The sequence below is a fragment of the Streptomyces sp. NPDC026246 genome (assembly GCF_055567995.1).
Genome location: NZ_JBVHPJ010000010.1, coordinates 271,325 through 283,596 on the forward strand (window position 1 = coordinate 271,325; position 12,272 = coordinate 283,596).

At 70.9% G+C, this 12,272-nt stretch carries 11 protein-coding genes; 5 read left to right on the top strand and 6 right to left on the bottom strand.

From position 1 onward, the window contains the following. Position 1 precedes the first annotated feature (1 nt). On the bottom strand, positions 2-1,120 hold the full coding sequence (gene tal / locus ACZ4M5_RS25190; protein WP_467740089.1) for a transaldolase: 1,119 nt from the start codon (positions 1,118-1,120) through the stop codon (positions 2-4). Between the two features lie 34 nt (positions 1,121-1,154). Continuing rightward, on the bottom strand, positions 1,155-3,242 hold the full coding sequence (tkt, locus tag ACZ4M5_RS25195; RefSeq protein WP_467740090.1) for a transketolase: 2,088 nt from the start codon (positions 3,240-3,242) through the stop codon (positions 1,155-1,157). Positions 3,243-3,625: 383 nt separating this feature from the next. On the opposite strand from tkt, the gene ACZ4M5_RS25200 reads away from it, so the two are divergent. The 3 genes from ACZ4M5_RS25200 (at position 3,626) to ACZ4M5_RS25210 (ending at position 6,238) form a co-directional block, all read left to right on the top strand. Next, positions 3,626-4,543 carry a heme o synthase gene (locus tag ACZ4M5_RS25200; protein ID WP_467740091.1) on the top strand — a complete coding sequence of 306 codons (918 nt, stop codon included), beginning with the start codon at positions 3,626-3,628 and terminating at the stop codon, positions 4,541-4,543. Between the two features lie 58 nt (positions 4,544-4,601). Beyond that, positions 4,602-4,934 carry a hypothetical protein gene (locus ACZ4M5_RS25205; RefSeq protein ID WP_467740092.1) on the top strand — a complete coding sequence of 111 codons (333 nt, stop codon included), beginning with the start codon at positions 4,602-4,604 and terminating at the stop codon, positions 4,932-4,934. A 155-nt stretch (positions 4,935-5,089) separates the two neighbouring features. Next, positions 5,090-6,238 (top strand): amidohydrolase family protein, encoded by a 1,149-nt coding sequence (locus ACZ4M5_RS25210; protein ID WP_467740093.1) that lies wholly within the window; start codon positions 5,090-5,092, stop codon positions 6,236-6,238. An 11-nt stretch (positions 6,239-6,249) separates the two neighbouring features. On the opposite strand, the gene ACZ4M5_RS25215 is transcribed toward ACZ4M5_RS25210, so the two are convergent. The 4 genes from ACZ4M5_RS25215 to ACZ4M5_RS25230 all read right to left on the bottom strand — a co-directional run bounded on the left by ACZ4M5_RS25215 (position 6,250) and on the right by ACZ4M5_RS25230 (position 9,925). Next, positions 6,250-7,257 carry a COX15/CtaA family protein gene (locus tag ACZ4M5_RS25215; protein ID WP_467740094.1) on the bottom strand — a complete coding sequence of 336 codons (1,008 nt, stop codon included), beginning with the start codon at positions 7,255-7,257 and terminating at the stop codon, positions 6,250-6,252. A gap of 97 nt (positions 7,258-7,354) precedes the next feature. Then, positions 7,355-8,125, bottom strand: a complete 771-nt coding sequence (locus tag ACZ4M5_RS25220; RefSeq protein ID WP_467740095.1) for an ABC transporter permease — start codon at positions 8,123-8,125, stop codon at positions 7,355-7,357. Continuing rightward, a complete protein-coding gene (locus ACZ4M5_RS25225; protein ID WP_467740096.1) occupies positions 8,122-9,045 on the bottom strand; it encodes an ABC transporter ATP-binding protein in 924 nt (307 codons plus the stop codon). Before ACZ4M5_RS25225 ends, ACZ4M5_RS25220 begins: the two co-directional genes overlap by 4 nt. A 31-nt stretch (positions 9,046-9,076) precedes the next feature. Beyond that, the gene (locus ACZ4M5_RS25230; RefSeq protein WP_467740097.1) at positions 9,077-9,925 is read right to left on the bottom strand and encodes an AAC(3) family N-acetyltransferase; all 849 of its coding nucleotides are present in this window, start codon (positions 9,923-9,925) and stop codon (positions 9,077-9,079) included. A gap of 161 nt (positions 9,926-10,086) precedes the next feature. On the opposite strand from ACZ4M5_RS25230, the gene ACZ4M5_RS25235 reads away from it, so the two are divergent. Together ACZ4M5_RS25235 and sufB are read left to right on the top strand one after the other, a co-directional pair. After that, positions 10,087-10,830 carry a helix-turn-helix transcriptional regulator gene (locus ACZ4M5_RS25235; protein ID WP_467740098.1) on the top strand — a complete coding sequence of 248 codons (744 nt, stop codon included), beginning with the start codon at positions 10,087-10,089 and terminating at the stop codon, positions 10,828-10,830. Then, on the top strand, positions 10,827-12,248 hold the full coding sequence (gene sufB / locus ACZ4M5_RS25240) for a Fe-S cluster assembly protein SufB (protein WP_467740099.1): 1,422 nt from the start codon (positions 10,827-10,829) through the stop codon (positions 12,246-12,248). The genes ACZ4M5_RS25235 and sufB overlap by 4 nt, the downstream gene beginning before the upstream one ends. Positions 12,249-12,272 lie beyond the last annotated feature (24 nt).

Consider the following 12,272-nt stretch of genomic DNA (forward strand, 5'->3'; position numbering starts at 1 on the left):
TTCAGCCCTCCGAGGGGGCGAGGCGCTTCAGCTCGGCCTCGGTCGACTTCAGCAGGTCGTTCCAGGAGTCCTCGAACTTCTCGACCCCCTCCTTCTCCAGCAGCTGCACGACCTCGTCGTACTTGATCCCCAGCCGCTCGACGGCGTCGAGGTCGGCACGGGCCTGCTCGTACGTGCCGGTGACGGTGTCGCCCGTGATCTGGCCGTGGTCCTCGGTGGCGAACAAGGTCGCCTCCGGCATGGTGTTCACCGTGTTCGGCGCGACCAGGTCGGTGACGTACATGGTGTCGCTGTACGCCTTGTCCTTGACGCCGGTCGAGGCCCACAGCGGACGCTGCTTGTTGGCGCCGGCCTTCTCCAGGGCGTTCCAGCGGTCCGAGGAGAAGATCTCCTCGTAGGCCTGGTAGGCGAGGCGGGCGTTGGCCACGGCGGCCTTGCCGCGCAGCGCCTTGGCCTCGTCGGTGCCCAGCGCGTCGATCCGCTTGTCGATCTCCGTGTCCACGCGGGAGACGAAGAAGGACGCCACGGAGTGGATCTGCGACAGGTCCAGGCCGCGCTCCTTGGCCTTCTCCAGGCCGGTCAGGAACGCGTCCATTACCTTGCGGTAGCGCTCCAGGGAGAAGATCAGCGTGACGTTGACGCTGATGCCCAGGCCGATGGTCTCGGCGATCGCCGGGATGCCGGCCTCGGTCGCCGGGATCTTGATGAGGGTGTTGGGCCGGTCCACCAGCCACGCGAGCTGCTTGGCCTCGGCGACCGTGGCCCGGGTGTTGTGCGCCAGGCGCGGGTCGACCTCGATCGACACGCGGCCGTCCTTGCCGCCGGTGGCGTCGAAGACGGGGCGCAGCACGTCGGCGGCGTCGCGGACGTCCGCCGTGGTGATCATGCGGATGGCCTCTTCGACGGTGACCTCACGGGCGGCCAGGTCGGTCAGCTGCGTGTCGTAGCCGTCGCCCTGAGAGATCGCCTTCTGGAAGATCGACGGGTTGGTGGTGACGCCCACGACGTGCTGCTGGTCGATCAGCTCGGCGAGGTTGCCGGACGTGATGCGCTTGCGCGACAGGTCGTCCAGCCAGATCGCCACGCCTTCCTCGGAGAGGCGCTTGAGTGCGTCTGTCATGGAAATTCCATCTCCTACGTGTCGTGTATAAGCGTCAGCGCTGAGCTGCGGCGATCGATTCCCGCGCGGCGGCGGCCACGTTCTCGGGCGTGAAGCCGAACTCGCGGAAGAGGACCTTGCCGTCGGCCGAAGCACCGAAGTGCTCCAGGGAAACGATGCGGCCGGCGTCCCCCACGTACTTGTGCCAGGTGAGGCCGATTCCGGCCTCCACCGCGACACGGGCCCGGACGGACGGCGGCAGGACGCTGTCCCGGTACCCCTGGTCCTGCTGCTCGAACCACTCCACCGACGGCATCGACACCACGCGCGTGGGCACGCCGGCGCCCTGGAGCTGCTCGCGCGCCTCGACGGCGACGTGCACCTCCGAGCCGGTGGCGATCAGGATCACCTCGGCGTCGCCGCCCTCGGCCTCGAACAGGACGTAACCGCCCTTGGCCGCGTCGTCGTTGGGCTCGTAGGTCGGCACGCCCTGACGGGTGAGCGCCAGACCGTGCGGCTGGCCCTTGCCGAACTCCTTCGTCCAGCGCTTGAGGATCTCGCGCCAGGCGATGGCGGTCTCGTTGGCGTCCGCCGGACGCACGAGGTTCAGGCCGGGGATCGCGCGCAGCGAGGCGAGGTGCTCGACCGGCTGGTGCGTCGGGCCGTCCTCGCCCAGGCCGATGGAGTCGTGCGTCCACACGTACGTCACGGGCAGGTGCATCAGCGCCGACAGCCGCACGGCGTTGCGCATGTAGTCGGAGAACACCAGGAAGGTGCCGCCGTAGATGCGGGTGTTGCCGTGCAGCGCGATGCCGTTCATCTCGGCGGCCATCGCGTGCTCGCGGATGCCGAAGTGGATCGTGCGGCCGTACGGGTCCGCCTCCGGCAGCGGGTTGTCCGCAGGGAGGAAGGAGCTGGTCTTGTCGATGGTGGTGTTGTTGGAGCCGGCCAGGTCGGCCGAGCCGCCCCACAGCTCGGGGATGACCGCGCCGAGCGCCTGCAGCACCTTGCCGGACGCGGCACGCGTCGCGACGCCCTTGCCGACCTCGAAGACCGGGATCTTCTCCTCCCAGCCCTTGGGCAGCTCGCCCTGGGCGATGCGGTCGTACTCGGCGGCGCGCTCGGGGTTGTTGTCCCGCCACTGCTGGTACGCCTTGTCCCACACCGCGCGGGCCGCCCTGCCCCGCTCCAGCGCCTTGCGGGTGTGCTCGATGACCTCGTCGGAGACCTCGAAGGACTGCTCCGGGTCGAAGCCGAGGACGCGCTTGGTGGCCGCGACCTCGTCGTCGCCGAGCGCCGAGCCGTGCGCGGCCTCGGTGTTCTGCGCGTTCGGCGCCGGCCAGGCGATGATCGAACGCATCGCGATGAAGGACGGCCGGTCCGTGACGGCCTGGGCCTGCTGGATCGCCTCGTGGATCGCGACCGGGTCCAGGTCGCCGTTCTCCTGCGGCTGCACCCGCTGCACGTGCCAGCCGTAGGCCTCGTACCGCTTGACGGTGTCCTCGGAGACGGCCGTCTCGGTGTCGCCCTCGATCGAGATGTGGTTGTCGTCCCACAGCAGGATCAGGTTGCCGAGCTTCTGGTGGCCCGCGAGGGAGGACGCCTCGGAGGAGATGCCCTCCTGGAGGCAGCCGTCACCGGCGATGCAGTAGACGAAGTGGTCGAAGGGCGACTCGCCCTCCGGGGCCTCCGGGTCGAACAGGCCGCGCTCGTAGCGGGCGGCCATCGCCATGCCCACCGCGTTGGCGACACCCTGCCCCAGCGGGCCGGTCGTCGTCTCCACACCGGTGGTGTGCCCGTACTCGGGGTGGCCGGGGGTCTTCGAACCCCAGGTGCGGAACGACTTCAGGTCGTCCAGCTCCAGGCCGAAGCCGGCCAGGTACAGCTGGGTGTAGAGGGTCAGGGACGAGTGGCCGGCGGACAGCACGAAGCGGTCACGCCCGACCCAGTCGGCGTCCGCCGGGTCGTGCCGCATCACCTTCTGGAAGAGGGTGTAGGCGGCGGGCGCGAGGCTCATCGCCGTACCCGGATGGCCGTTGCCGACCTTCTGTACGGCGTCGGCGGCCAGGACACGCGCGGTGTCCACGGCCCGCTGGTCCAACTCGGTCCACTCGAGGTCTGTGGTGGTCGGCTTGATGCTCACCCTGGGTCAGGGCTCCTCTCCACATGTTCGGATGCCGGTGTATCGGGGCGCCCACCGGCCGCAGTCGAGCCTACCCCCGTGGGACGTGCGATTTTCCGAGTCACTCCAGAGTGCCGGGCGTCATCCCGATCCGCCTCCTGACTGGGCCGTACCGCATTCGACAGGTGAATACGGAGCCGCTCATCCGGGTGCTCAATCGAGCTTCGAACCGCCCGTCCGAAGACCCCCGCCAACACGAGGCGACCCCCGCGAATGTCCGACTCTGGGCAACGTCTAAAGTGGCGTGGTACGCGCGAGCCTTTACCGTCACTTCACACGGTGGGGCTCGCTGGACTGTCTCTGTAGGGGTGTGCGTGACGGCCGTTGAATCCCGTCCAGCGGGGATGCTGGGGACGGACCAGAGCCCGGCCCACCGGCCGTTCGGGGCCCGTGTCAAGGGCTTCGTGGCTCTCACCAAGCCGCGGATCATCGAGCTGCTGCTGATCACCACGGTGCCGGTGATGTTCCTGGCGGAGCAGGGCGTGCCCGACCTGACGCTGGTGCTGCTCACCTGCGTCGGCGGCTACCTGTCCGCGGGCGGCGCCAACGCGCTCAACATGTACATCGACCGCGACATCGACGCGCTGATGGACCGCACCTCGCAGCGCCCGCTGGTCACCGGCATGGTCAGCCCGCGCGAGTGCCTCGCGTTCGGCATCACGCTGGCGATCGTCTCGACGCTGCTGTTCGGTCTCACCGTGAACTGGCTGAGCGCCTGGCTCTCCCTGGGCGCCCTGCTGTTCTACGTGGTCGTCTACACGATGATCCTCAAGCGCCGCACCTCGCAGAACATCGTCTGGGGCGGCATCGCCGGCTGTCTGCCGGTGCTGATCGGCTGGTCCTCGGTCACCAACTCGATGTCCTGGGCCCCGGTCATCCTGTTCCTCGTCATGTTCTTCTGGACGCCGCCGCACTACTGGCCGCTGTCCATGAAGGTCAAGGAGGACTACGCGCGCGTGGGCGTGCCGATGCTGCCGGTGGTGGCCTCCAACAAGGTCGTCGCCAAGCAGATCGTGATCTACAGCTGGGTCATGGTCGGCGTCTCCCTGCTGCTCACCCCGCTCGGCTACACCGGCTGGTTCTACACGGCGGTGGCCCTGCTGGCCGGCGGCTTCTGGCTCTGGGAGGCCCACGGTCTGCAGAACCGCGCGAAGGCGGAGGTGACGGGCGCCAAGCTCAAGGAGATGCGCCTGTTCCACTGGTCGATCACCTACGTCTCGCTGCTGTTCGTGGCCGTCGCCGTGGACCCGTTCCTGCGCTGACGTACGTCACACCGCCCTGCCCTCGCGAGTCGATCTACCCGTGAGTAGCATCCTGGTCATGGCAGAGACGCAGCAGGCAGACCCGAAGGCCGAGCGCAAGGTGGCCCGGCTGGCCCAGCAGATCACCTCCTTCTCCAAGGCCCACGGCGGCGCCGAGGGCCAGGTCGCCTACCTCGGCGAGCGCGGCGCCCGCATCGTCCTGGTCGGCGAGGACGGCAACTGGGGGGACCTGGTGGCCCCGACCTACGAGATCGCCGAGAAGGCCGTCGAGAAGGCGGGCATCACCCGCCACGAGTCCTTCGACGGCGATCTCGCCGCGAAGGTGAAGACGGGCCGCTACGAGTGGTCGCGGATGGCGGGCATCCAGGTCGGCGGCCCGAAGAACGGTTGAGCAGCCGGCCCAGGGGCGCGGGGAGCTGCGCGAGCGACCACATCCGGTCCGCAGCCGCCCGCTGACCCGCGCCACCCCTGCCGGGACCGCGACCTTCCCCCCGGTTCACCCGTTAGGACCCTTGAGAGCAACAGGGTCCACCCCGGGAGGCCCGGATGATCGAGACGCCGTCACTGGTGGACCAGTACTGCCACGGTGTGCTGCGCACGGAGCTGGGCCTCGGCACCTTCGAGGCCCACCTCGCGCGCACCGAGGGCCCGCCCGCCCCCGGCACCACCCTCTTCGACACCCAGACCGGGTTCGCCGTACGGCGCTGGTGCCCGCCCCTGCTCGGCCTGGAACCGCACTGCCCGCCCGCCCGGTACCTCGCGCGGCGCCGCGAACTGGGCGTCCTGGAGGCCGGCCGAAGACTCCTGCGCGGCAGCGGCATCACGACCTACCTGGTCGACACGGGGCTGCCCGGCGATCTGACCGGCCCGGCGGAACTGGCCTCCGCCGGGTCCGCCGGGGCCCACGAGATCGTGCGGCTGGAACTGCTCGCGGAGCAGGTCGCCGACACCTCCGGAACGGTCGAGTCGTTCCTCGCGAACCTCGCGGAGTCCGTGCACGCCGCCGCCGCGCACGCCGTCGCCTTCACCTCCGTGGCGGGCGTGCGCCACGGCCTCGCGCTCGCGCCGGAGCCGCCCGGGCCGGGGGAGGTGCGCGGGGCGGCCGGCCGCTGGCTCGCGGGGCGCGGGGTCGGCGGGGAGCTGAGCGATCCGGTGCTGCTGCGGCACCTGCTGTGGAGCGCCGTCGCCTCGGGCCTGCCGCTGCAACTGCACGCCGGACTCGGCGCCCCGGGGCTGCGCATCGACCGGACGGACCCGGTCCTGCTGACCGACTTCGTCCGCGCCACCGCCGGGCTGGGCACGGACCTGGTCCTGCTGCACGGCTACCCGTACCACCGGCACGCCGCTCATCTGGCCGGCGTCTTCCCGCACGTCCACGTCGACTGCGGTGCCGCCCTGGTGCGCACCGGCGCCCGGGCCGCCACCGTGCTCGCCGAGATCCTGGAGCTGGCGCCGTTCGGCAAGATCCTGTTCTCCACCGGCGCGCAGGGGCTGCCCGAACTGCACGTGGTGGGCGCCCGCCTGTTCCGCGAGGCCCTCGGCCGGGTGCTGGGCACCTGGGTCGCCGAGGGCGCCTGGTCCCTGGGGGACGCCCAGCGGGTCGCGGGCATGCTGGCCTCGGCGAACGCGCGCAGGGTGTACGGACTCGCCGAGGACTCCCACGCGCCGGGTCCCTTGCCCGGCCAGGGGCGGTAACGGGCCCTTCGCTAGGCCTTCGTCAGGTTCGGCTCGGCGGCGGGCCCGGGCACACCGGACAGCGGCTGCGGCCGCTCCCGCAGCGACAGCACGACCCGCAGCACCCAGATCCACATCACCGCGGAGCCGAGCATGTGCAGGCCGACCAGGATCTCCGGCAGGTCGGTGAAGTACTGCACGTAACCGATGGCGCCCTGCGCGAGCAGGATCAGGAACAGCTCGCGGGTGCGGTGCAGCGGGCCGGAGGGCGCGTCGACCGCCTTGAGGACGAACCACAGGGCGAAGGTCAGCGTCACCACGATCCACGCGAGCACGGCGTGCAGCTTGCTCACCGTCTCCCAGTCGACCGGCATCCGCTCCACCTCGCTGGAGTCGCCCGCGTGCGGTCCGGCGCCGGTGACCACCGTGCCGACCAGGATGAGCAGCACCGCCGCCGCGACCAGGAACCACAGCAGCTGCCGGACGGCGCTGCCGACCAGCGGGCGCGGCTCGCCGTCGCCCTCCCGAGTGCGGTGCCACATCACCGTCGCCACCGCGATGAGCGCGGACGTCGCCACGAAGTGCGCCGCGACCGTGTAGGGGTTCAGGCCGACCAGGACCACGATGCCGCCGAGGACCGCGTTGCTCATCACGATCCAGAACTGGGCCCAGCCCAGCCGGGTCAGCCCGCGCCGGTACGGCTTCTGCGAGCGTGCGGCGATGATCGCCCACCCGACGGCGGCGCACAGCACGTAGGTGAGCATGCGGTTGCCGAATTCGATGGCGCCGTGGAAGCCCATCTCGGCGGTCGAGGTGAGCGAGTCGTCGGTGCACTTGGGCCAGGTCGGGCACCCCAGGCCCGAGCCGGTCAGCCGCACGGCACCGCCGGTGACCACGATGAGCACCGACATCACGAGCGCGGACAGGGCGGCGCGCCGGACGGTCCGGGGGTCCGGGGTCCAGCGTGCGGCGATGAAGGCGAGCGGGTTGCGCAGGGCCGCCTGGGCGTCGGCACGGGTCACGTTTGGCACGCGTCCCATCGTAGGGCGCCGCTTGTGCACGCTTTCACGAGGGTCCGCCACGGCCCTTGTCCCGCCAAGGGCGGGTGCCGCCACCGGTGGCGAGTGTCACTCCCGGTCACTCCCAGCGGAAGAAGCGCCCGGCGGCGGCGAGCCCGGCCACCGCCCAGACCGCGAGGATCCCCAGGTCGCCCCAGGGCATCGAAGCCCCGTGCTGCAGCACGTCCCGCAGCCCGTCGGACAGGGCGGCGATGGGCAGCAGACCGAGGACGTCCTGGACGCCGGAGGGGAACTTGTCGAGCGGGACGACGACCCCGCCGCCGACGAGCAGCAGCAGGAACACCAGGTTGGCCGCGGCGAGCGTCGCCTCGGCCTTCAGCGTGCCGGCCATCAGCAGTCCGAGGCCGGAGAAGGCCGCCGTGCCGAGGACGAGGAGCAGCAGCACGGCGAACGGGTTGCCGTGCGGGGACCAGCCGAGCGCGAGCGCGATCACCGTGAGCAGCAGCACCTGCAACACCTCGGTGACCAGCACCGACAGCGTCTTGGCCGTCATCAGGCCCCAGCGCGGCAGAGGCGAGGAGGCCAGCCGCTTCAGCACCCCGTAGCGCCGCTCGAAGCCGGTCGCGATGGCCTGGCCGGTGAACGCGGTCGACATCACCGCCAGCGCGAGGACGCCGGGGGCGAGGAAGTCGACCGCCTCGCCGGAGCCCGTGTCGACGATGTCCACGGTGCTGAACAGGACCAGCAGCAGCGTCGGGATGACGACGGTGAGCAGCAGCTGCTCGCCGTTGCGCAGGAGCATCTTCGTCTCCAGCGCGGCCTGGGCGGCGATCATGCGCGGCAGGGGCGCCGCGCCGGGCCTGGGGGAGTAGGTGCCCGTCGCGGTCATGAGCGCAGCTCCTTGCCGGTCAGCTCGAGGAAGACGTCCTCCAGGGTGTGCCGCTCCACCGAGATCCTCTCCGGCATCACCCCGTGCTGGGCGCACCAGGAGGTGACCGTCGCGAGCAGCTGGGGGTCGACCTTGCCGACCACCCGGTACGAGCCCGGCGTCAGCTCGGCGGCGGAGCAGTCGGCGGGCAGGGCCTTGAGCAGGGAGCCCACGTCCAGGCCGGGCCGGCCGGTGAAGCGCAGGGTGTTCTCGGCACCCCCGCGGCACAGCTGCTCGGGGGAGCCCTGGGCGATGACCCGGCCGGCGTCGATGATCGCCACGTCGTCGGCGAGCTGCTCGGCCTCGTCCATGTAGTGCGTGGTGAGGATGACCGACACGCCGTCGGCGCGCAGGTCCCGGACCAGGTCCCAGGTGGCGCGGCGGGCCTGCGGGTCGAGTCCGGCGGTCGGCTCGTCCAGGAACACCAGCTCCGGGCGGCCGACCACGGCCATCGCCAGGGCGAGCCGCTGCTGCTGGCCCCCCGACAGTCGCCGGTAGGACGTACGCCCGCAGGAGCCGAGGCCCAGGCGCTCGATGAGGGCGTCCACGTCGAGGGGGTGGGCGTGCAGCCTCGCCACGTGGCGGAGCATCTCCTCGGCGCGCGAGCCCGAGTAGACGCCGCCGGACTGGAGCATCACGCCGATGCGGGGCCGCAGGTCCGCGGACTGCCGCACCGGGTCGAGGCCCAGCACGCGCACGGTGCCGGAGTCCGGCCTGCGGTACCCCTCGCAGGTCTCGACCGTGGTGGTCTTGCCCGCCCCGTTGGGACCGAGCACGGCGGTCACGCCCGCGCGGGCCTCCAGGTCGAGCCCGTCCACCGCGGTCTTCGTGCCGTACCGCTTCACCAGGGCCTGGACCTGGACCACGGGCTCACTTCGCATGGGTCCTGAGTCTAGGGAGGCGCGCGGGGGCTCAGAACCGGGGGTCCCCCGGCGCGGGCGGGCCCGGCAGCGGCGCGGCGGGCGGGATCTCCTCCTCGCGCGGCCGGTGCACGGCCAGCCACCGCTCGGCGTAGGCCACCGCATCCGCCACCGGGAACAGCCGCACCTCGGCCGCCCCGGCCTTCCCGCGCACGACGGGCCGGTCCCGCTCGAAGTCGTAGCCCAGCTCGTCGAACCGGTCGGAGCTGATGGACACCTCGGTCACGGTCTCCCAGCCGTCCGGACCGGGCCTGCCCACCTCCACGCGCGGGGACGGGATGCGGTACTCGGCGAGGTGGAAGCTCGTGCAGGAGGCGTAGCCCGCCCCGAGCAGCAGCACCCGGGCGCCCATCGCCTCCAGCGTCGCCAGCGGGCTGCGCTCGCCCAGCCGGCAGTCCGTGGCGTGCCCCTCGACCACCTCCGCCGCGCGCGCCCCGAGGGCGGCGAACGAGGTCTGCGGATGGGCGCTGCGCAGCGCCCCCGGCCAGGTGCGCACGGTCTCCGGGACGATGCCGACCCCGCGTGAGGGCGTGGTCGCCGGGTCGTAGGCGGGCATCGTGGCGCGGATGGCCGGCCACCACTGCGGGGGGACGGGCGGGTTGCTCCACAGCGCCGGGTCGGACAGATCGCCGGTCTGGGTGGGGACGACGAGCGTGCCCTCGGGGCCGAGCGCGCCGAGCAGTGCCTGGACCACCGCGACGGGGCCGCCGTTGACCCAGCCGAGCGCCCGGAGCGAGGAGTGCACCAGGAGGGTCTCGCCGGGGCGCACGCCCAGTTCGTGCAGCTCCGTGCGGAGTGTCTCGCGGGTGACAAGAGGGCCGGTCGCAGGGGGTGTCGGCATGGTTGTGGAGTGTCCCCGAAGCGGCCCGGCCATGCCACCGTTTTGATCGATCAGAGATCGTTTCCGCAGGTCGGCTTAGGTTTGCCTAAGTGACGCAGGGCACCGTGGGCCGTTCGGCGGGCGGCTTGCCCGCTCCCGGAGAATTACGCAACAATGGCGTTGTGAAAAACGTCGGCGAGGCTCGGGAGACCCCCACGGGGGCCCCGCAGGAGGAGCTCGCGACCGGGGAGCGGTCCACCCGCAACCGGGTCGCGCGGTCCGTCCTGGACCACGGCCCCTCGACCGTCGCGGAGCTGGCCGAGCGCCTGGGCCTGACCCAGGCGGCCGTGCGCCGCCACCTCGACGCCCTCGCGGGCGACGGTGTCGTCGAGGCGCGTGAGCGGCGGGTCTACGGCGCACGCACCCGTGGCCGCCCGGCCAAGGTGTTCGCGCTGACCGACTGCGGCCGGGACGCCTTCGACCAGTCCTACGACAAGCTCGCCACCGACGCCCTGCGCTGGATCGCCGACCGCGAGGGCGGCAGCGAGGCGATCGCCGCCTTCGCCCGCGCCAGGATCGCCGCGCAGGCCGGTGCCTACCGCGCCGCGGTCGAGTCCGCCTCCCCCGAGGAGCGCACGGAAGCCCTGGCCAAGGCGCTGAGCGCCGACGGGTACGCTGCTACGGCGCGCAGCGCGCCCCACCCGCAACAGGGTGAACAGCTCTGCCAGCACCACTGCCCGGTCGCCCACGTCGCCGAGCAGTTCCCGCAGCTGTGCGAGGCGGAGACGGAATTTTTCGCGGAGCTGCTCGGTACGCACGTCCAGCGGCTCGCCACCATCGCGCACGGCGACGGCGTCTGCACGACGTTCATCCCCAAGATTTCCCACAACGCATCTGCAAGCACGGCCGGGAGGAACCCCGCATGACTCTCCCCACGGAGACTGCCCACCCTGAGCTGGAGGGCCTGGGCAAGTACGAGTACGGCTGGGCCGACTCCGACACGGCCGGCGCCTCCGCCAAGCGCGGCATCAACGAGGACGTCGTCCGGGACATCTCCGCCAAGAAGAGCGAGCCGGAGTGGATGACCAAGCTCCGTCTCAAGGGCCTGCGCCTGTTCGAGAAGAAGCCCATGCCGAACTGGGGCTCGGACCTGTCGGGCATCGACTTCGACAACATCAAGTACTTCGTGCGTTCCACGGAGAAGCAGGCGGAGTCCTGGGAGGACCTGCCCGAGGACATCAAGAACACCTACGACAAGCTCGGCATCCCCGAGGCGGAGAAGCAGCGCCTCGTCGCCGGTGTCGCCGCGCAGTACGAGTCGGAGGTCGTCTACCACCAGATCCGCGAGGACCTGGAGGAGCAGGGCGTCATCTTCCTCGACACCGACACCGCGCTGAAGGAGCACCCGGAGCTCTTCAAGGAGTACTTCGGGACCGTCATCCCCGCCGGTGACAACAAGTTCGCGGCCCTGAACACCGCCGTGTGGTCGGGCGGCTCCTTCATCTACGTGCCGAAGGGCGTGCACGTCGAGATCCCGCTCCAGGCCTACTTCCGCATCAACACGGAGAACATGGGCCAGTTCGAGCGGACCCTGATCATCGTCGACGAAGGCGCCTACGTGCACTACGTCGAGGGCTGCACCGCCCCGATCTACAAGTCGGACTCGCTGCACTCCGCGGTCGTCGAGATCATCGTCAAGAAGAACGCCCGCTGCCGTTACACGACCATCCAGAACTGGTCGAACAACGTCTACAACCTGGTCACCAAGCGCGCCGTCGCCTACGAGGGCGCGACCATGGAGTGGATCGACGGCAACATCGGCTCCAAGGTGACGATGAAGTACCCGGCCGTCTACCTGATGGGCGAGCACGCCAAGGGCGAGACGCTGTCGATCGCCTTCGCGGGCGAGGGCCAGCACCAGGACGCGGGCTCCAAGATGGTCCACATGGCGCCGAACACGTCGTCGAACATCGTGTCGAAGTCCGTGGCGCGTGGCGGCGGCCGCACCTCCTACCGCGGTCTCGTCGAGATCGGCGAGGGTGCCCACGGCTCGAAGTCCAACGTGCTGTGCGACGCGCTGCTGGTGGACACCATCTCCCGCTCGGACACCTACCCCTACGTGGATGTCCGCGAGGACGACGTGTCCATGGGCCACGAGGCGACCGTCTCCAAGGTCTCCGAGGACCAGCTCTTCTACCTGATGAGCCGTGGTCTCAGCGAGTTCGAGGCGATGGCGATGATCGTGCGCGGCTTCGTCGAGCCCATCGCCAAGGAGCTCCCCATGGAGTACGCGCTGGAGCTCAACCGGCTGATCGAGCTGCAGATGGAGGGCGCGGTCGGCTGACCCGCCCCCTCGACGGCAAGACCT